Raw genomic sequence first — 21,320 nt, 5'->3', positions numbered from 1 at the left:
GACAAAATCCGTTACTGTAGGGGCGCAAAGCTTGCGCCCTCCGATCGATTGGGATATTATTCCCACGCAAGTCCCTAAGCAGTATGTATTAAGTGAGCCTCATCAAATGGCAGTTTCCTGCTGTCTTTTCACTGATTACTGTTTACTGATTACTGATCACTGATCACTGATTACTGATAACTGATAACTGAAAGTTGTTAAGAAGCTTGACTGCGTAAAATCTTTAGGGTATTCAGGAGCTTGCTTTCTTCTTTTTCCTCAAAAATAGTTAAATCTTTCGGTTTACAACGTTTTATATGCAATTTAATCCCCTGCGCTCCTTCTGTTTTCAAATCTTCTTCGTAACCAGCTTGAGCGACTTCAGCCTCGTCTTTAGCGAGAAAAGGACCAAAATAATAAGTACATCTGGGATATTCGGTTTTAATCTCGACCCAGTAGGCTAATCCGAACCTTTCGAGTAAGCTAATCAAAAATTCTTTCATTTCGTTCCCCATCTAAATCTACTCTGGTGGTTTTGTTACGTTTGTTTACATTTCGCAAACTTCCTTCCTATTTTATTTATACTTTCTCCTTTTGGCTATTGGGAGTGTCGAAAAATACAGATTCTCAGTCGGGGGAATTTTGCCAGCGTTGCCGGTAAACCTCGTAAAGAGCCATAGCCGCCGCCACCGAAGCATTGAGACTGGGGGTTTTGCCTGCCAAGGGGATAGATACCAACTCATCGCAGGACTTTTGGGTTAGCAGACTCAAACCCTCTCCCTCCGAACCTACCACCAATCCTATCGCACCCGTTAAATTGATTGTGTGTAAAGATTTACCAGTTTTTGCCGCCGTGCCGTAGAGCCAAAAACCGGCCGCTTTTAATTCCTCTAAAGCACGATTGAGATTAACCACCCTAGCGACGGGTAAATATTCCAAGGATCCAGCCGCCACTTTCATCACCGTCGATGTCACCCCGGCGGCGCGACGTTGGGGAATAACCACCCCCTGACAACCCATAGCTTCGGCGGTGCGAATAATTGCCCCAAGGTTATGGGGATCCGTAATACCTTCAGCGATGACGATGACGGGGTGGCGACTTTTGCCCTTCGCTTTTTCGATCAGATCGGCTAATTCGATATAATCATAGGGGGACATCTGGGCCGCGATTCCCTGATGATTGGCTTTACTGGTAATCTGATCGAGACGGAGATCGTCCACCTCATCAATTACCGTGCCGTTGGCTTTGGCTTTTTCCAAAAGGGTATGATAACGGGGATCGTAACGGAGTCGATTGACTACCCAAATCCGATTCAGTTGGCGCTCCTCCTCCATGGCCGTTAAAACCACCCGGCGACCGTAGAGCAGATCATCAGCTTCTTGGTTTTCTGGAGTTACTGTCGGGGATTTAGCCAGAATTGGCCCGGTTTTTGACCGCGAGGGCCGGCGAAAATTACTATTATCGGACTTGCTACGAAATGGTCGATCGCTCATGATTGCATGGATTAATAAAAGGGGGTCGGGAATAATAGTTAGTAAAAGTATAGTCAAATATAGACAGACTGAATTCCATTGCAGAAATTCCCTTCACTTTTACTTCGAGAGATTAATTCTCCTTGGGTGAACTACGCACCTCTCTATCCCATAGCAGTTAAACGCATTTGGGGATGCTTTTCGTAAAATACCTGAGGGCTATAATTCTAGTTTTTCTAATAGTTGATGTAATCTTGAGGGGTCTTGTAGATAAAGATAGCCGAACAGGGTTTCTAAACTGCTGGCCTGCTGATAGACTTGGGCTGTCAGACGACGACGTTTTCCCGTGACCGCATTGCGTCCCCGGCGCAGAATTTCTTTTTCTTGGTCCGTCAGATAGGGCTGCAGTTGTGCTAAATCTAAAGCCTGTTGTTCGGCTCTGACTTTGCCCACCACCTGAGCGTGATAGTCTCCCAGACGCTGGGGCGGCAGTAAATAATAGGTGCGGATGTATAATTCATAAACAGCATCCCCCAGATAGGCCAGAGAAGCGGGCGATAATCGGTCAAGACCCTCTAGGATTGGTGAACCCTGGCCACTGACCTGTAAGCGAAGTTTTTCGAGAGGAGATTCCACGATTTACGCTTTTTCCAGATATTCGATCGCCGCTTCTAGGGTGGGTTGCAGGGAAAAAAACTTCTCCAATCGCACCAGTTTTACGGTTTGAGTTACCCGCGCATTTGTAACAATTTGTAAACTGCCCCCTTCGGTTTTGGCCTTTTTCACCAATTTTACCAAAGCCCCTAAACCGGAGCTATCGATAAAATCAATCTGAGCCAGGCTAATAATCACATCCTTAGGACCCTGCTCCACATAGCCTTCGATCACCTTACAAAAAGTCGGTTCGGAAAAGGCATCTAAAAGACCCGTCAAACGGAAAATTTGGTACTTATCTCTGACCTCACGCGTGCCTCGCAAGCTGACGGTCAAGTTAATTGCTTCCGGAATAATCGCCTCCTAGCTCTAGAGCCGTAAAAATCAAAACCCTAGTATATCCTAAAAATTTACGCCCGATCCTTTTTTGCTTGCCGCATTAAGTCGACAAATTGGCCAAACAGATAATCGGCATCGTGGGGGCCGGGACTGGCCTCGGGGTGGTATTGTACCGAGAAAAAGGGCAGAGACTTGTGTTTTAAACCCGCTACGGTGCGATCATTGAGGTTGAGATGGGTAATCTCCACTTGCGGATTTAAAGATGCCTCCTGCACGGCAAAACCGTGATTCTGACTGGTAATTTCCACCTGTTGCTGCAGTCCACAGGGTTGATTTAACCCGCGATGGCCAAATTTTAGTTTAAAGGTTTCTGCCCCTAGGGATAGGCCTAAAATTTGATGACCCATACAGATGCCAAAAGTGGGTTTTTCCCCTTGCAAAAGTTGCTTGGCTAGGGCAATACCTTCGGTGACAGCCGCTGGATCTCCCGGTCCGTTAGAAAAGAAAATACCATCGGGATTATAGGCGGCGATTTTTTCCGGGGGAGTGTCAGCGGGAACCACGATCACCCGACAACCGTAGCTGGCTAAACGCCGGAGAATATTGCGTTTGATGCCAAAATCGATCGCCACCACCGTTAACGGTTCTTGATCACTATCAATTGGCGCAAATTCCCAGGCGGACGGAGTGGGAGTCGTCCATTCGTACACTTCCTTGGTGGTTACTTCTTTGACGAGATTTAATCCCGCCATACTGGGGGCTGCCTGCACCAGCCGCAGTAAATCGTGATAATCGAGTATTTCCGTGGAAATTGCCCCATTCATCGCCCCAACCGAGCGAATTTTGCGGGTCAGGGAGCGGGTATCGATGCCATAGATGCCAATAACATGATGAGCGGCCAGATAATCCGGTAGAGATTGGCTAGAACGCCAATTACTGGGCCGGTGGCAGATGTTTTTGGCGATCGCTCCTTTCACCTGGGGACGAATTGACTCCTCATCCTCGGGGTTAACCCCCGTATTTCCCAATTCCGGATAGGTAAAAGTGACGATTTGACCAGCATAACTGGGATCGGTGAGGACTTCCTGATAACCGGTCATCCCCGTGTTAAAGACAACTTCGCCGACGGTGGTTCCCTGGGAGCCGAAGGAATAACCCTCGTAAACTGTACCATCGGCTAGAACTAATAAGGCTTTTTGACTAGCAGCACTTGATATCATTGTCAATTTTTTAATCTTGAGTAGTGGTGAGAAACAGAAGTCAAGGATAGACTAGAACAGGGACTAGAAAACGAATTGCTTAGTTTTAATTGGCTAGAGCGTTTTATGATTAAGAGTACATCCGCTTAAAGACAACAGCTTCCCCTGACTAGCCATCGGCAAAATCCTATCGCTTAAAAAATAACTATATAAGTAATATGAGTCCAAGAAAACTGACTGATGCCACGAAAAAAGAAATTCTTAAGCTTTATCGGGAAACGGAGGCCACCACTTCCACGTTAGCCGAGCGCTATGGAGTGAGTAGTTCTACGGTCAGTCGTTTTCTCAAAAATTCTTTTTCTGGCGAGGAATACGAGCAGTTAATCCAGAAAAAACGCTTGGCCCGCAATGGTCGCGGCTTTGAGGAGGAGGAGGCAGCAGCGGATCTACCAGAAAAAGCGATCGAGGTGATTAGTGTTCGGGCAGCCCAAATCGCAGCTAAGGATGAGCAGGCTTTTGAGCCACCGATCGCTTCTGTGGAACAATTAACCCTGTTAATGGATACCGCTTACCCGCCAGAAGCAGATAATCCAGAAGATACAGAAATTAATGGCGATAAGACCCTAGAAACCGCTAATTTAAGCGAGTTTTTCGTCGAAGCTATCGAGGAAGAGGAGGAAGAAGATGAGCTTGACGAGGATTGGGATGAAGAGGAGGATGAGGATGAAGATGAGGAGGAGGGGGAACTAGCGGACAGCTATTTAGGCCCGACTATCGTTAAAACCGCCCAATTACAGATCTTACCCCTCTCGGCGGCAGCTTTTCCCAAAACCTGTTACTTGGTCATCGATCGTGCTGCCGAATTAATCACCCGTCCCCTCAAGGATTTTGCTGAATTGGGTAAGGTTCCCCCTCAGGAAATCCAACAGCGCACTCTCCCCATCTTTGAAAGTCATCGCATCGCTCGTCGTTTCTCCAAGCGCAAGGAAAAAGTGATTAAAGTTCCCGACGGTCGCCTGATCGAAAAAGCTCACGCTCAACTGGAAGCTAAAGGGATCACCCGTCTGCTCATGGATGGTCGTATCTACGCTTTAGAGTAGGGAATTAGGGGATAGGAGACTGAAAAGTCTCCTCCGAACCCTTTGCTGAGGGTGGAGACTCTCGCAGTTGAGAGAGTTCAGCTTAGTTGACATCCTCGCCGCACTTTTAGGGCTGCGATTCCTAAACCTCACGATTTAAGTTTCTGCTTCCACCACCGTCGCATACCACAGTTAAAAAACCATGTACTGTCTTACACAGAGTCCACAGACTTTCGCCCCATTTCAGAAGCCCGATTCCGTGTGTCCCACGGTACGTTGACCGCCTATAAGTAGTCATGCAAAATTAATTACCTGCCCGATCGAGCTAAAACCCTTACGGGGCAATGATCGTCATGTGTAAATAATTTTGCCTAGGTACTTAGCTTCTTGTACTTGTTGCGCGCGACTTTTTACCCGGCCAAGCTTTTCTGGTCGGAACCCCCTAAGCCGAGTTTTCAAGGCTTCGGCCGTGAGCTCAGCCGAACGGTGCTGCGCCGTCCACTTGGTTTTCGAGACTGGCCTTTTAATTCTAACGTAAAGCCAACCTAGAACGGCGGGGTTTCAGACCCAAAATTTCCGATGAGTTTACCCTAAGAAAATATGCCAATTTCATTCAGAGTAGAACTAGCTTACCAATAATCGGCTATGAGTGAGCGCGGTTTTTTCTGGATTTATCACCGGGGTTAGTGTAGTTCAAACTGGTATTACTTACCCAAGTTTTGGTTATCTGGTCAATAAAATACCGAAATATGCAAGAAAACGCAACCGCCGAGAATGTTTATAAGTTTTCTAGTACCTTATCTCCTTCCGATCCAAGCTATGTGGATAGAAGGGCTGATCTGGAACTGTACCAAGCTCTGATGAACAGTCAGTATTGTTATATTTTCAATTCTCGCAAAATGGGCAAGTCGAGTTTGACGGTACGCATCCAAACTCAAATTGAAGTCCAAGGAGTAGCCTGTTCCCGTATAGACTTAAATGAATTGGGGACATCAGTAGATCAATCTAGCTGGTATCATTCCTTAATTATTGAAATTGCCGAACAATTAAAACTAAATATGACGGATTTAGAATCTTGGATTGCCAGTCAATCTGTTTCTAATGTTGGGTTACTTAGACAGTTTATTAAAGAAATTTTATTAAGAAAAATTTCAACCAGTATTGTTATCTTTATTGATGAAATTGATGTGGTTATAAAACTGCCCTTTACTACTGATGACTTTTTTGCTTACATTAGATCTTGTCATGAAAAGCGAGTTATTAATGCAGATTTTAATCGTATTTCATTTGTTTTAATTGGCACGGCTACCCCCAATCAATTAATTCAAGATAGTCAAAGAACTCCTTTCAATATTGGTAAAGCAATTGAATTAAATGGACTGTCGTTAGAAGATAACTGTCAACCCTTGATGCAGGGACTAGAAGGGTTGGGTGTTTCCCCTCAAGAAATTCTACAAGAAATTTTTAGCTGGACTAATGGTCAACCTTTTCTAACTCAAAAATTGTGTTATTTAATTGCCAAGTTTAAAGTTACAATACCTCGGTCTCTCTTATCAGCTTGGATGCGAGATTTTGTTTATAAACACATTATTGATAACTGGGAAAAAAAAGATGAACCTGCTTTTTTATCAAGTATAAGAGAGCGACTTATTTATCATCCTGATCAAGGATATTTACTAAGGGTTTATGCTAATGTTTTAAAAGGTAAATTGGTGAAAGCGAGTAACACACCAGAACATGATGAATTATTACTATCTGGATTAGTTATCGTCGATAATCAGGGCTATCTTAGAGTGGCTAATGCCATTTATCAGGCAATTTTTAATCAAAAATGGTTATATAATGTATTAGCAGCTAGTCGTCCTTATCAATCGGAAATTGCTAAGTGGGAAGACTCAAATTTTACCGATACAAATTGTTTACTGACAGGTAAAAAGTTAGAGGAATCTAAAAAATGGCAAGAAGATAAAGAATTAGATAGTATCGATTATCGTTTTTTAGCAGCCTCTGAAAGCATTACTCGTCAAAAACAATCTCGTTTATTTATGTTAGCAGCGGGAATATTTACTAGCATTGTTACAGGGTTACTTGGGTTAGGATTCTACCAGTCATGGCTGTTACCTTACTTTTATAAAATTCCCTATATTAACGAGCCTAAACTATTTAGCCAAGGCGAAAAAAAGCTATTTATTGAACAGGAAAATTTTTATAAAGATCGGGGTATTTTGGCTTTTCAAAATGCTAATTATCTGGAAGCTAAACAGTTATTCAAAAAAGCCTATCTTGCTCATCCTGAAGATGCAGAAACATTGATTTATTATAATAATGCTATCGCTTATTTAAGTAATAATTATGTTACTTTGGCGGTGGTTATTCCCAGTGGCAAAAAAAATGAAATTTCCCAAGAAATCCTTAAAGGGATTGCTCAAGCACAATATTTATTTAATAGCCAATTACCGACAAGTGCGAATAATTTATTTTTAAATATCGTTATTGCCAATGATAATAATGACGAAAAAGTTGCTAAGATAGTCGCCAAGGAAATCGTTAAAGACCCCAAAGTTATTGGAGTAATTGGACATTATTCTAGTGAAGCCACCTTAGCAGCTTTACCTATCTATGAAAGAGCCAAAATTACTTTAATTTCTTCGACAAGTTCCTCGGATGTAATTGAGAGTGAATACTTTTTTAGAACCGTTATCACCAATGAAAAAATTGGTAAAACTTTAGCTAATTATGCCAGCCAACATGATCTAGATAAAGTAATTATTTTTAATAATTCTAACCAGATTGATAGCCAAGAACTTACTCAAGAGTTTCATCAAGCTTTCCAAAAAAAAGGCGGTAAAATCACTAAAGTAATTGATTTATCATCTTCCCTAGATATTGACGCAGAAGTTTTAAAAGCATTTTCCCAAGATCAAGTTAGAGGAATTGTCTTATTTCCCAGTTTGGAATCAGCTTCTGTGGTAGTAGAATTATCCCATACTCTTGAACAGTTAAATACCAGCACCACTCCAGAACTGAAAAATAAGCTAGTTCTTTTAGGGAGTCATTCCATGTATGAACATGAAATGTTGGTTGATAGCGGTAAATTTATTAATAATTTAGTTTTGGCTGTGCCTTGGTTTTCCCATCTAATTAAGTCCCAAAATTTTGTCAGAGATGCTCAAGTTTTATGGAAAGAAGATATTAGTTGGCGAACCGCTACCAGTTATGATGCAGCTCAATCATTTATAGCTGCTATTAGAGCCTTGCAATCCCAGAATAAAATTTCTTTAGAGTTGATACAAGAACATTTAGAAAATCTCAATCTTTCGGCCAGTTTGACCTCAGGCAATTCTCTCAGGTTTGTAGATAATGAATCTGAATCTAATCGAGAACCAATTACTGTCAGGGTTAAGAGTAAGTTAGAAGCAAAACTTGAAAAATCAATTCGGTTTCACTGGGAATCTCAACGAGACTAATCAAGCAAGTCGTCAAAATATACTTGATACAAATTGCAACGCACCTCTAGGGTATCATAATTTTTGTCGATCAGTCCCAATCGTTCCAAAAATTGGACAGATTCTCCTTTCATTTGCGCCGGAGTCAGAGCTTTTTTCTGAAGAATTTGCCTAAAAATATTCCGGAGGTTAGCATTACTTTTCAGATATCTCATCAGTAGGAAAAAATGACTTTGAAATGGCTCTCTTCCCTGCAAGGCATCATCTAGAACCTTTTCCAGAGAATTCCCTTCTTGCAATTTTACCAAGATTAACTTAATTAAATAAGGATTACCTCCCACTAAGTTCATGACCTTATTAACATCTGATAACGTCCAATTAATGCCATGAACTTGAGCGAAAGAGAGAACTTGTTCCGTATTAAAATCCGATAAACTGGCCACATAACCTACACCAATTAAGGGAGAGGCATAAAAATCGTAGTTGCTATAAAATTCCGTTGAATGAATAATAATTAAGCGCAGTTTCCGCCAAGGTTGGGAACGTCTTTCATGCCAACTTCTGAGAATACCACAAATTTCATTACCGAGTGTTTCAGTTTCCAAAATTGTATCAAATTTTTCAAAGACAAAAACCAGAGGATTAGCGCTGGGTTGGAGAACATATTCTTCTAAATATCGTCGAGTTTTGTGGGCAGGAGTTCCGGGACGAGACCAAAATTTATCGAGAAGAGATTCGTTAATCTTTAATTCTTGGGTAATGGTACGACAAATCGACAGCAGCAAGTCTTCACAACTAAGGGCAATAGTAGCTTTTTCCTCCTCACAATCAATGATAACTGGTTGATAATTATCTTGTTTAAGATGATGGACTAACCAATTAACTAAACGGGTTTTGCCACTATTATGAGGTGCGCGAATTCTTAGCAATGATTGTTCTTGCTGAAGAACTTTGAGACAATTTTCCTCCAGAGGTGGACGTTTCACATAATCCTTAATATAGGTCTGATAATCCTGTTGTTTTTCCTCATCTAAAGAGGAGAGAATAGCAGCAATTGCGGGAGATTGATGTTTACTTTTGTTTGCCCACTCTTGATCAAAGCTCCTTAGGTTAGTTAAAATATCATGACCGCGTTGCCAAAAAGTAATTTGAAAAGTACGAATTTTTCCTTGATTATTAAGACGATGATCTTCCAAAATACCTAAAAACTTTTCGTTAAGATATTCCGTCAAAGCATCCCGAATTTGCCATGACTCCAGCTTTTGACCACATTTTTCGGTCAGCATTTCTAAAGCATTAAGTTCGGCTTGAATTTTCAATTTTTTCTCATTAATCCAGCTAAATTTAATAGCCAGATTTTCACAATTATCCACCTCGTAGTTAGCAAACTTTAACAGAGCATTAAGCAGATATTTGGTTCTTTGTCTGGGAATATCCCCATAGGTAACTTTTCTAGACATTTGTTTATTCTCAATTAGTGTGAATATTTTCGGCTCTTCGTTACTTGTTATGGTTCGATAGGGTGGCATAAATCGACTAAATCCTTATCTGGCAAGAGATTTAATTGATTAGTTCGCTCTATATCAAAAACAATTGACAAAAATCGCCAAACGTCTTTCTATATAAGGGTTCCATCCCTTATAACCCCCGTACATTGCATAACACAAACCGAAGAACCATATTTTCTCAATAAGTCCAATTTATCGAGGTACTCTAGACAACCTTGACCACATCTGTCAAAAAAATTTTCCGCAAAACCCCGAAGTTCCCCAAGGTTTTTCTCCACCCCCAAGTTACTCAAACTCCAGTCTGGGATAGCAATTGAGGGCAAGAAAAATTAGCCTTTGACTGTGGGTGTACCCACAATGCCATAATCAACCACAACAAAGTTCAGATTTTCTTAATAGTCTTTTTACCCTTGCTATGGCAGCACTTTGACCGATATCTGTCTGGCTATTTTGTGCCGAATTAGACAACTCCACTGGATGACCGACTATGACTAAAATTGCTGATATTGCCTACGTTACCTATCAACATCCGGATTTAGACCTGTGCGAACGTTTTTTGAGGGATTTTGGCCTGATTACCGCAGTTAAAACCGATACAGCCTTGTATATGCGAGCTAGAGGCAAAAAACAGTTTGTCTATGTCGTAGAATGGGGAAAAGAAGCTAAATTTGTCAGTTTTGCCCTAGAAGCGACATCAGAATCCGTCTTACATGAACTGGCCACTTTAGCCTCCGCTTCGACCGTGGAAACCCTGTTCACCCCCGGCGGTGGTCAGCGCATCAAAATTATTGACCCCAACGGTTTTAACCTAGAATTGGTCTATGGTATCGAGGAAGTGGAACCTTTGCCGATTCCTGAACCCTTGCAATGGAATCACGCTAGTCGCAAAACCCGTTTAGGTCGCACCCAAAGGCCGAAAAAAGAACCCGCACCTATTTTACGTCTAGGTCATCTAGCTATTGATGTCAAAGACTTTGAGGAAAGCTATCACTGGTATCAGCAGACTTTTGGCTTAAAAGCAACAGATTTAATTTATTACGGCCATCCCAGTTTACGAGTCGGGGGTTTTCTTCGTTGTCAACGGGGAGAGGAATGGGTTGATCATCACACTATCGCCATGTTGCAAGGTTCTCACCCCAAAGTCCATCATACTGCCTTCGAGGTACAAGATTTTGACTCTATTAAAATCGGCCACGATTGGTTGCGAGAAAAAGGATGGACTCCTGTGTGGGGTATTGGTCGCCATTTGTTGGGAAGTCAAGTGTTTGACTATTGGCAAGATCCTTTCGGTAGCCTCATTGAACATTTTACCGATGGGGACCTTTTCGAGCAAACCACCGAGCCAGAACTTCACGCGGGTGGGTTAGATATTCTCTATCAATGGGGACCGGCGATTCCCGAAAGTTTTTTAGGTTAAACCGTTGAAAACGTCTCATAAAAGGGTTTAGATGATGAATATTGCTGAAATATTTCAAAAAAGACGCTCTACTCGTAAATTTCGCACCGATGCCATTCCCGAAGAAATTTTAGCCGAAATTTTTCGTTTAGGATTCCAAGCTCCCTCTAGTTATAATTTGCAACCATGGCGATTTATAGTGGTTAGAGAACCAGAAAATAAGGCAAAATTGCGAGAATTCGGCTTTGAACAAGATAAATTAGTCGATGCACCCGTGGTTTTAATCTGTTGTGGCGATCGCCAAGTTAACCATCGTGGTTACATTAATCAAGTAATTGAGTTAGGAAAACAAGAGGGGACGATTTCCGAAAAACGGGCCAAGTTCATGCACATGGCCATTCCGCCTTTTTTCCAATTTAAACCCTGTTATCAGTCTCCAGAAGCTTGGAGCAACCGACAAGTTATGATTGCGGTTACTTATCTCATGATAGCGGCGCAAAGCTTGGGGGTGGATAGTTGTCCCCTAGAAGGATTTGTGGCTAAACCCTTGCGCGAGTATTTCCAAATTCCCGATACGGTCGATGTCTGTTGTCTCTTAGCCTTGGGATACGCTGATGAACCCTTGAGCGAGTATGGGGGACGTTTTGGGACTCAGAAGCTCTGCTATGGCGAAATTTACGGGGAAACCTTTAATTTAAGCCCAAATCACCCCTAGAGTGACCGTCGCCCCCGTCACCAGAAACTTTTCCCGGTGCCAGAGGATTAAATCTTTGTCTTCGATTCCATTTAATAATAGGGAGTAAAAAAATGACTCTTTGTTTAGATACTAAGCTTAATTTGTCAGAAATAAGCAGTTTAGTCGATATTATTCGTTATCGCGCCCAATACCAACCCCAAAAAACTGCTTATACCTTTTTAGTCGATGGCGAAACCGAAGAAAAACGCCTTACCTACGGGGAATTATTTCTAGAAGCGCAAGCGATTGCCAATAGTCTCCAATCCATCCTATTACCAGGGGAACGAGTTTTATTAGCATACCCTTCGGGATTAGAGTTTATTACTGGGTTTTTCGGCTGTTTATTAGCAGGAGTAGTGGCAATTCCAGTTAATTTGCCCAAGAAAAACCAAAAGATGGCTCGCTTAACTTCTATTATTAACAATTCGCAAGCAAGCTTACTTTTAAGCACACAATCGGAATTAGACCAATTAAAAAGGCAACTAGACAGAGACATTCCCTTTCTAGCTACGGATAGCTTAATCGGCAAAAGTTTAGCCGAAGACCACCACCCCACTCAGATAAAACCAGAGACCTTAGCCTTTTTACAATACACCTCTGGTTCCACGGGGACTCCCAAAGGAGTGATGGTCAATCATGAGAATCTTTTGACCAACCTCCAAGATTTAGATTTAGGCTGGGAACACGATGAAAAGAGCGTTATGGTGACATGGTTGCCAACTTTTCATGATATGGGGCTAATTTATGGCATTTTACTGCCCTTTTATCGAGGATTTCCCTGTTATCTAATGTCCCCAGTTTCCTTTTTACAACGTCCTCTCGGTTGGTTAAATGCCATCAGCAAATACAGGGCCACCCACACTGCCGCCCCTAATTTTGCCTATAAACGTTGTCTTGACAAGATTAAAGAGGAACATCTGGCGGATTTAGACTTAAGCAGTTGGAAAGTGGCTTTAAATGGCGCAGAAACCGTCAGAATGGAAATTTTAAGCGAATTTGCTCGTAAATTTGCCCCCTGTGGTTTTGAGTTTGCCGCCTTTTGTCCGGGTTATGGTTTAGCCGAGGCCACCTTAAAAGTTGCTGCTGTCAGGAAAAATCAAGTTCCTCAAATCTGCTGGGTTGAAAAAGCCGCGTTAAACCGTCATCAAATCGTTTTTACGGAAAAAAGTCCAAATTCTCAATCCTTAGTCAGTTGTGGACAAACAGAAATCGACACAGAAATTGCCATTGTTAATCCTGAAACCTGTCAACGCTGTCCCTCCCAGCAGGTGGGAGAAATTTGGGTGAAAGGCAAAACCGTTGCCCAGGGCTATTGGCAACATCCCGAAGCTACAGAAAAAACTTTTCAAGCAGTTATCGCCGATACCGGACAGGGTTTTTATTTGCGTACAGGGGATTTAGGTTTTATTCATCAGGGTCAACTATACATCACCGGACGCTTGAAAGACCTGATGATTATTCGCGGTGGTAACTACTATCCCCAGGATATCGAACAGACCGTAGAACAATGCTATCCCGACTTTTGCCCCAGTGGAACTGCCGCCTTTACCGTAGAAATCGAGGCAGAAGAAAAGTTAGTCCTGGTTCAAGAGGTAGAAAGAACGGCAATTCGCCGTTTTAACCAGCAAAAAGCCCTAGAAGCAGTTCGTCGAGCCGTTTTTCAAGAACACGAATTGCAAGTTTATGATATCGCTTTTATCAAACCCGCATCTCTGTCCAAAACTTCTAGCGGCAAAATTCAACGCCACGCTTGCCGTCAACAGTATTTAAACCAGCAACTTCCACTAATTTCATCCCCTATGCCGACGCTAACCCCCCCCCTCAGCAGTCACCCAGCTGACTCCAAAACCGCTAGTCAAGAAAAAACCGAACAAATCTTGACTTGGTTGCGAGATTACGCCAAAACTCGCATTAATTCCCATCTGATTGATGACCGTCGTTGTGTGCCGCCCTATATTGTCATGGATTTTGGCAATCAAGGACTGATGGGAATGCAGATTCCTGAAGAATACGGGGGAATAGCCCTTAATAATCGCAATTTTTTGCAGGTGATGGAACAATTAGCCGCCATTGATTTAACCTTGGCGACGATGGTCAGTCTCAATAACAGCTTAGGTATCCGTCCGCTGCTCAACTACGGGACTATTTCCCTCAAGCAAGAATTATTACCTCTTTTAGCCACAGGAAGACAATTATCCTCCTTTGGCATGACGGAACCGGAAGCAGGAGCGAATATCGGGGCAATTAGTACCGTTGCAGTGCCGGATGGCCGAGATAAATGGCGAATTCGCGGCCTTAAGCGTTGGAATGGTTCTGCTTGGGCCGGAATGATTAATGTTTTTGTCCGTTTGCTTGATTCCGAAGAACCGGGGAATAACGGTTTGACAGGTTTTCTTGTCCGTCAAGGTACCCCCGGTCTGCGTTTGGGACCTGAATCCCTAACTATGGGATTACGGGGAATTATGCAAAATGCCATCTATTTTGAGGATGTTTTAGTCACTAAAGAGCAATTGCTGGGAGAATTGGGCAATGGCACTGAACCCGCCGACGATGCTTTACTTTATGCCCGTTTAGGTATTGGCATGATTGGAGTTGGCGGCATGAAACGCTGTTTACAATTAATGTTACGTTATGCCAGTCGTCGTTCGATCGCTACCGGTAAATTGCTAGAAAGTCCGATTACTTTAGCCCGTTTTGACCATTTAACTGGGGCTACGGTGGCCTTGTCCAGTCTCTTAAAGTGTATTACCACCGCCTTAGACCAAAAAGTTGCCGTTCCCAGGGAAATGGCCGTTATTGCCAAGATTACGGGGGCTGATTACCTCTGGGAAGCGGCCGATAGTCTCGTTCAGATGCTCGGGGGTAGAGGTTACATGGAAACTAATCTTGCCCCGCAAATTCTCCGGGATGCCAGAGTTTTACGAATTGGCGAAGGTCCTAACGAAAGTTTGAAAATCTTTTTGGGCAAAAGTATCACCCATACGGACAAATTAGGCGAATTTCTGACAAAAGTTCTGGAAGCGCCCGAGATTGCCCTGCAACTCCACACCACTGCCCAATCTATTAATCAGCGTTGTCTCCAGTCTAATCTCTGGGGTGATCGTTCTGCCGCCTTAGCTTGGGCCTATTCTTTAATCGGAGAATTGGGTTGTTACGCCGCTTTAGTAGCAACAACAGCGAAAATGGCCCAAATTCACCCCGGGGAAAAGTACAGTCATGCCCTAGCTTGGAGTCAATTGCAGTTTGATTTATCTGTGCAGAAAGCTCTCCGGGGAACACCCGAAGAAAACTTTGCTTCTTCGGTGGCAACTATCCGCGATCGTATCCTCGATTATACTCAATCTATTGATGATATTGAACAACGTCTAGAGGGTTCCGATTATCAACTCGACGAGTTATTGACGTTGGAACCAGAAGCTAAACAGACTCATCCTCAAGCTGAAACTTCTCTGGTCGAAATTGCTAGTCAACCGACGCAGAACCGAGTAAATATACCCTCTAGTCCGAAAAAGTCCCTTCTTAGCCAACAAACTCCCGAAAAGGTGGAAATGTGGTTAGGTAATTGGTTACACCAGAAATTAAAGGTCAATCCAGCCACTATCCAAACCAGTCAGTCTTTTGCTGATTTTGGCTTAGATTCAATTTTTGCCGTGGAATTAGCCCAAGATCTTGCCGATTGGTCGGGAATCCCCGTCGAAGCCACCATTGTTTGGAATTATCCCACTATTGATAGTTTGGCAGAATATTTAGCTAACCAGATTAATCAAAGCAATACGGCGGCTGAATCGGCAAATAATCGAGAAAAAAGCGAAATTTTAGGATTTTTACCCCAAATATCCGAAGAAGAAATCTCTGCCTTCTTTAGTTAATCGCTGGTGGGGATAGGATAGCTAATTTCCCTTGTCCTATCCCCCACCTCGGAGTCACGGGGACAATTGTGACTATGCCACTAAATTTTCCCATCCCGACAGTATCAAGGTTTTTCCCGCTTATCCGTGACTTTTTCCCAAGCATAACCTGAGATGAAAGTGACGTGACATAACAAGACAAGAGTTGTTAGGAAGATGAATCAACAAAAACAAGCTTTTTTAGAACAATACAAACACCTCGATGCAATGGTCAAAGCGCAAACCGAACCCATCGCTATTGTGGGGATGGGCTGTCGTTTTCCCGCAGGAGTCAATGATTCCGCAAGTTATTGGCAGTTATTGGTTAATGGCATCGATGCAGTAACAGAAATTCCTCTAGAACGTTGGAATATTGCCGACTATTATCACCAAGATGCCGATGTTCCGGGGAAAATGTATAGTCGGGAAGGGGCATTTTTGGACAAAGTTGACGAATTTGACCCAGCTTTCTTCGGCATCTCACCCCGGGAAGCCGCCGCCATGGATCCGCAACAACGGTTACTGTTAGAAGTCTGTTGGGAATCCCTAGAAAATGCAGCTATTGCGCCCGAAAGTTTGATTAATAGTCAAACTGGCGTATTTATGGGCATTTTTCGCGATGATTATGCCCAATTGTGTTTTCATCAAGGCGTAGTCAATCACATTGATGCTTACAACAGTTTAGGAACCAGTCGCGCTATTGCCGTCGGCAGAATCTCTTATCTATTTGGGTTTCACGGTCCGACTCTGCAAATTGATACGGCCTGTTCTTCCTCCCTCTTGGCAGTACATTTGGCCTGTCAAAGTCTGCGCGGCCAAGAATGCAATCTCGCTTTAGCGGGGGGGGTCAATCTGATGTTAACCCCGGCCACTGCGATTAGTAATTGTAAATTAAAAGCCGTTTCTCCCCAAGGTCGCAGTAAAACCTTTGATGCTTCGGCCGATGGTTATGGTCGCGGCGAAGGTTGCGGTGTCGTGGTTTTAAAACGTCTCAGTGATGCTCTCCGAGATGGCAATCTTATTTTCGCCCAAATTCGCGGTTCGGCTGTCAATCACGATGGAAAAAGTAATGGCTTAACCGCCCCCAATGGTCAGGCACAGGAAGCTTTACTTAGACAAGCCCTCGAAAGAGCGAAAATTCAACCTAAAGATCTGCAATACGTCGAAGTTCACGGTACAGGTACATCTTTAGGAGATCCCATCGAGGTTTTATCCTTAGGGAAAATTTATGGCCAGGGTCATAGCCAAGATAATCCCCTGATTTTGGGAACCGTGAAAACTAATATGGGGCATCTGGAAGGGGCTGCGGGAATTGCGGCGTTAATTAAGACAGTTTTACAGCTACAAAATCAGCAAATCGCCCCTAATCTTCATTTTAAGAACCCTAATCCCTATATTCCCTGGGAAAAACTGCCGGTCAAAATCCCCACCACTCTTACCCCTTGGTTGGTCAGAGAAGGAGTCCGACGGGCTGGAGTGAGCGCTTTTGGGATGAGTGGGACTAACGTCCATTTAATCGTGGAGGAAAGCAATTTTGAGCGGCTTAGTGACGAAAAACCTCATTTAGAACGTCCTTGTCATTTAATTACCCTTTCGGCGAAAAGTGAGCCAGCCTTACGCGAATTAGCTCAACGCTACTACGATTTTTTAGGTCAAAATTCCCAGACGGTCATGGCAAATCTGGCCTATACCGCTAATACTGGGCGATCGCATTTTGAGCATCGTTTAGCTATTCCCTTTCTGGCTCAAAAACAGCTTGAGCAAGCTTTAAAAGACTTTATTAGGGGTGAAAATCGCTTTTCAGGTCAAAAAAGTATTTTAACCTCGAAAAAAGCCCCTAAACTGGCTTTTATGTGTACGGGACAGGGTTCACAATATCCCGGAATGGCTAGGGAACTCTACGAAACGCAACCGACTTTTCGCCAAACTTTAGAGAAATGTGACGAAATTTTACGGAGCTATGGGGTGAAATCCTTACTGCAAGTGTTATATGGGGACGAAAAAACCAGTCAGTTGATTAATCAGACTTTTTACAGTCAAATTACCCTATTTTCTCTGGAATATGCCCTCGCTCAACTCTGGTTATCTTGGGGAGTGAAACCCGATGCTCTCATCGGTCATAGTTTAGGGGAATATGTGGCCGCTTGTTTAGCGGGAGTCTTTAGCTTAGAAGACGGTTTGAAGTTAATTGCCCATCGGGGACGCTTAATGCAGACATTACCGAAAAACGGCATAATGGCGGCAATTTTTACCGATTCCGACACCGTGACCAATCATCTCAGGAAGATTAGGGGCATCTGTACCATTGCTGCGGTCAATAGTCGAGAAAATACGGTCATTTCTGGCGAAACTGAGGCTATTAACCATTTAATCGCTAACTTTAATCAGAGAGGCATTGAAAGTCAGACTTTAGCGGTTTCCCATGCTTTCCATTCTCCCTTAATGACGGGTATGGTGGGAGAATTTGCCAAGATTGCCGCAACTATCACCTATAATTCCCCGCGTCTCCCCCTTATTTCTAACCTGACTGGGGATGTTATCGATGCAGAGATAGCAACTTCCCAATATTGGGTTAATCATCTACTGTCTCCCGTAGAGTTTGCCCGGGGTATAGAAAGATTAGGAGAGTTAAATACGGAAATATTCCTAGAAATTGGTGCCAAAACCACCTTAATTAGCCTAGGTCAGCAAAATCTCCCCGACCGAGGCCTCTGGTTAGCTAGTTTATCCCCAAAACAGTCGAATTGGGAAACCCTGCTCCAAAGTTTAGCGACCCTTTATGTAAAAGGGGTCAAAATTGACTGGAATGGATTCGACCTGGATTATTTACGCGAAAAAATCCCCTTACCGACCTATCCCTTCCAAAGAAAACGCTATTGGTTAGATTACATTGATTCTCAGCTAAAAACCCCGACAGCAGCAGCTTTCCACCCCCTCCTACAGCAACCGCTGCATCTATTGGGGTCAAAGGATGTCCACTATCAATCCTCTCTTTCTCCCTGCTATCCCAGCTATCTGCAAGAACATCAAGTTTTTGGCCAGGTAGTTTTCCCAGCCGCGGCCTATCTAGAGATGATTATAGTGGCAGCTGGTCAACAATATCCCAATCAGCAGTTTACTATTGGTCAATTGAGTCTGAATCGACCCTTAATTTTCTCAGAAAACCAGAGTAAAAAGGTACAGTTAAGCTTACTAGCGGGGGGACAATTTCAGATTCTCAGTCTTGGGGAAGGGGAAGTTTCCCTACTGCATCTATCCGGTAATTTAACCAATGAAAACCAGGACTTACCCAGCGGCAATTGGACAGATATCCGGAACCGTTGTCACCAAAAAATCGAAATTGCACAGCATTATCAGGACTGTTTAAGTAAAGGAGTGAACTATGGGGAAAGTTTTCGAGTTATCCAGGAACTTTACCGCAATCAGTCCGAAATTGTCGCAAAAATTCAACTTTCTTCCCATCTACTCTCGCAAGCGGTGGATTACCAGCTACACCCTGTCTTACTTGATGGTTGCTTTCACGCTATGTCGGCACTATTTCCCGCAGGGAATAGCACCTATCTTCCCACTAATATTGACCGATTGACCTTTTCGGGAGTTAAGGACACCTCTATATACTGTCATGGTCGCTTCAGCCATAGCAATTTGCAAAACGGCATCCTAATCGCTGATTTGACTATTTTCAGCGAATCGGGTCAATTAATTAGCCAAATTGACGGATTAACCTTTCAACAGGCCCGGCCAGAAACTCTCTTTTCCCAGACCAACGACCTCAAGGATAGTTTATACGAAATTACTTGGCAAGCCACGGACTTGACGGGAATGGATTGGACAGAAACAGGAGATTGGTTAATTTTTGCCGACAAAAAGGGAGTAGGGCAACAATTAGCCGAAAAATTGCTGCAACAAGGGCATAGATGCCAACTTATCACCGAAAAGAATCGCCAGACTTGGCAATATCTCCTCAAAAAACCCTATCAAGGTCTAATTTATCTCTGGGGAATCGATGACGACCAAGCTTTAGAAAATAATCAAAACCTAGCCGTCACTCAGGAGCGAATTTGTGGAACTTTGCTGGAAATAGTGCAAGAACTAGGCAAAATAGAGGTTAATTACTCTCCTCGCCTCTATATTGTCACCCAATCGGCTCAATACATTCCTTCTCAACCCACAGTGATTGCCCTTGCCCAAAGTTCCCTCTGGGGATTAGGACGGACTATTGCCCTAGAACACCCAGAATTGCGCTGTCTGTGTCTAGATGGAGATAAATTTCAGGATAGCCGCACCTTAGCCCTAGAGGTGTTCCAATCTTTACAAAGTTCGGAGGAGGAAAATCAAATCGTTTGGCGGCAAGGCCGGAGCTATGTGGCTCGTTTAGGGCGATTTATCCCGAAATCGTCGCTAAAAAACCGAGAAATTGCCGAAAATGCCACCTATCTTATTACTGGTGGTCTAGGGGCCTTAGGGCAGCAAGTGGCTAATTGGTTAAGGAAAAAAGGAGCAAAATCCCTCGTCTTACTGAGTCGCCGGGGAATAACTCCAGAAACTCAGCCAATTATAGACCAATGGCGACAAGAGGGAACCAATGTAGAAGTTTTTGCCGCCGACGTTAGCGACTTTGGCCAAATGCGTCGGGCTTTTGAGATAATCGAGCAACAGTTACCCCCCTTAAAAGGCATTATTCACACGGCCGGGGTGTTAGAGGATGCCAGCTTATCCAAACAGACTTGGGAGAAATTTGAGCGCGTCTTTTCCCCCAAAATACTCGGCGCTTGGAATTTGCATCTCCTCAGTCAAGAAGTGGATTTAGACTGGTTTATTAATTTTTCCTCGATGGCCTCGGTGTTAGGGTCTTCTGGACAGAGTAATTATGCTAGTGCTAATGCCTTTTTAGATAGTCTAGCCCATTATCGTCAAGCGCAAGGACTGCCGGCCCTGACTATTAATTGGGGACCCTGGGCAGAGGGTGGTATGGCGGAAAATTTAGACGAAAAAGCGAAAAAAAGGCTAATTAAACAGGGTTTTACCCCTCTTGATCCCCAAAAATGTTTGCATCTCCTCGAAACATTGCTGACGACTTCTCGGACACAGGTAACTGTCGCTTCTCTCAATTGGAATAGCTTTTTTAACAGTTTCGAGAATCAAAAAATTCCGCCTTTATTACGAGATTTCCAGAGTTTTTCGGCCCCAAAATTAACCCCAGACAATAATTTTATTGATGTCTTAATGACAGTACCAATTGAGGAGCGTTTTGCGGCTTTGACTGCTCATGTTCAAGGGATTGTAGCGGAAATTCTCGCTATTCCGGCTAGAGAATTTACCCAAGTTGACCAAGGTTTTTTTGAGTTGGGAATGGATTCTTTAATGACGGTGGAATTACGCAATCGTTTAGCCAAGGATTTAGGTAAATCTCTGGCGGCAACTATCACTTTTAAATACCCAACAGTGACCAGTTTGGTCGATTATCTGGTAGCTGAAGTTATTGACCTTGACTTTAGTTTAAAACCCTTAGCAATAGGAGCAAATCAAGATAGCAATCTTGATCCCCTCAACGAAGAAGATTTATCCCTAGAAGAATTGTCCGATTTACTGCTACAGGAGTTAAATTCCTTAAGTTAGAAAAG

12 protein-coding genes are annotated in these 21,320 nt (G+C 43.2%); 6 read left to right on the top strand and 6 right to left on the bottom strand.

Annotated elements, in window-relative coordinates; genetic code table 11:
* Window positions 1-197 precede the first annotated feature (197 nt).
* The 5 genes from IQ224_RS00980 to carA all read right to left on the bottom strand — a co-directional run bounded on the left by IQ224_RS00980 (window position 198) and on the right by carA (window position 3,665).
* Complete coding sequence (locus IQ224_RS00980; protein ID WP_194032381.1) at window positions 198-494, bottom strand: DUF1816 domain-containing protein; 297 nt, start codon at window positions 492-494, stop codon at window positions 198-200.
* 112 nt (window positions 495-606) lie between these two features.
* Complete coding sequence (gene rlmB / locus IQ224_RS00975) at window positions 607-1,473, bottom strand: 23S rRNA (guanosine(2251)-2'-O)-methyltransferase RlmB (RefSeq protein ID WP_194032380.1); 867 nt, start codon at window positions 1,471-1,473, stop codon at window positions 607-609.
* Window positions 1,474-1,671: 198 nt separating this feature from the next.
* A complete protein-coding gene (locus tag IQ224_RS00970; RefSeq protein ID WP_002734315.1) occupies window positions 1,672-2,088 on the bottom strand; it encodes a Mini-ribonuclease 3 in 417 nt (138 codons plus the stop codon).
* A gap of 3 nt (window positions 2,089-2,091) precedes the next feature.
* Window positions 2,092-2,442, bottom strand: coding sequence for an STAS domain-containing protein (locus tag IQ224_RS00965; protein ID WP_002776849.1), 351 nt, complete (start codon window positions 2,440-2,442; stop codon window positions 2,092-2,094).
* A gap of 74 nt (window positions 2,443-2,516) precedes the next feature.
* Window positions 2,517-3,665: a glutamine-hydrolyzing carbamoyl-phosphate synthase small subunit gene (gene carA, locus IQ224_RS00960; RefSeq protein WP_072923457.1), complete on the bottom strand. Its 1,149-nt coding sequence runs from the start codon at window positions 3,663-3,665 to the stop codon at window positions 2,517-2,519.
* Between the two features lie 197 nt (window positions 3,666-3,862).
* Between carA and IQ224_RS00955 the strand changes: the two genes are divergently transcribed.
* Together IQ224_RS00955 and IQ224_RS00950 are read left to right on the top strand one after the other, a co-directional pair.
* Window positions 3,863-4,744, top strand: a complete 882-nt coding sequence (locus IQ224_RS00955) for a helix-turn-helix domain-containing protein (protein WP_194032379.1) — start codon at window positions 3,863-3,865, stop codon at window positions 4,742-4,744.
* A 728-nt stretch (window positions 4,745-5,472) separates the two neighbouring features.
* Entirely contained in the window at window positions 5,473-8,190 is a 2,718-nt protein-coding gene (locus IQ224_RS00950; protein ID WP_194032378.1) for an AAA-like domain-containing protein, read from the top strand.
* Here IQ224_RS00950 and IQ224_RS00945 read toward each other — a convergent pair.
* Window positions 8,187-9,629, bottom strand: coding sequence for an AAA-like domain-containing protein (locus tag IQ224_RS00945; RefSeq protein WP_194032377.1), 1,443 nt, complete (start codon window positions 9,627-9,629; stop codon window positions 8,187-8,189). The genes IQ224_RS00950 and IQ224_RS00945 overlap by 4 nt on opposite strands.
* A 535-nt stretch (window positions 9,630-10,164) precedes the next feature.
* Between IQ224_RS00945 and IQ224_RS00940 the strand changes: the two genes are divergently transcribed.
* The 4 genes from IQ224_RS00940 (at window position 10,165) to IQ224_RS00925 (ending at window position 21,315) form a co-directional block, all read left to right on the top strand.
* Window positions 10,165-11,094, top strand: coding sequence for a VOC family protein (locus IQ224_RS00940; RefSeq protein ID WP_002732692.1), 930 nt, complete (start codon window positions 10,165-10,167; stop codon window positions 11,092-11,094).
* Window positions 11,095-11,128: 34 nt separating this feature from the next.
* The gene (locus tag IQ224_RS00935; RefSeq protein ID WP_002741314.1) at window positions 11,129-11,788 is read left to right on the top strand and encodes a nitroreductase family protein; all 660 of its coding nucleotides are present in this window, start codon (window positions 11,129-11,131) and stop codon (window positions 11,786-11,788) included.
* Between the two features lie 92 nt (window positions 11,789-11,880).
* The gene (locus IQ224_RS00930) at window positions 11,881-15,678 is read left to right on the top strand and encodes an AMP-binding protein (RefSeq protein WP_194032376.1); all 3,798 of its coding nucleotides are present in this window, start codon (window positions 11,881-11,883) and stop codon (window positions 15,676-15,678) included.
* Window positions 15,679-15,873: 195 nt separating this feature from the next.
* Complete coding sequence (locus tag IQ224_RS00925; protein ID WP_194032375.1) at window positions 15,874-21,315, top strand: type I polyketide synthase; 5,442 nt, start codon at window positions 15,874-15,876, stop codon at window positions 21,313-21,315.
* Window positions 21,316-21,320 lie beyond the last annotated feature (5 nt).

Origin of the sequence: Microcystis sp. LEGE 00066 (genome assembly GCF_015207925.1) — a bacterium.
GTDB classification, from domain to species: Bacteria; Cyanobacteriota; Cyanobacteriia; order Cyanobacteriales; family Microcystaceae; genus Microcystis; species Microcystis ichthyoblabe_A.
This window is presented reverse-complemented; position numbering and strand designations above follow the sequence as displayed.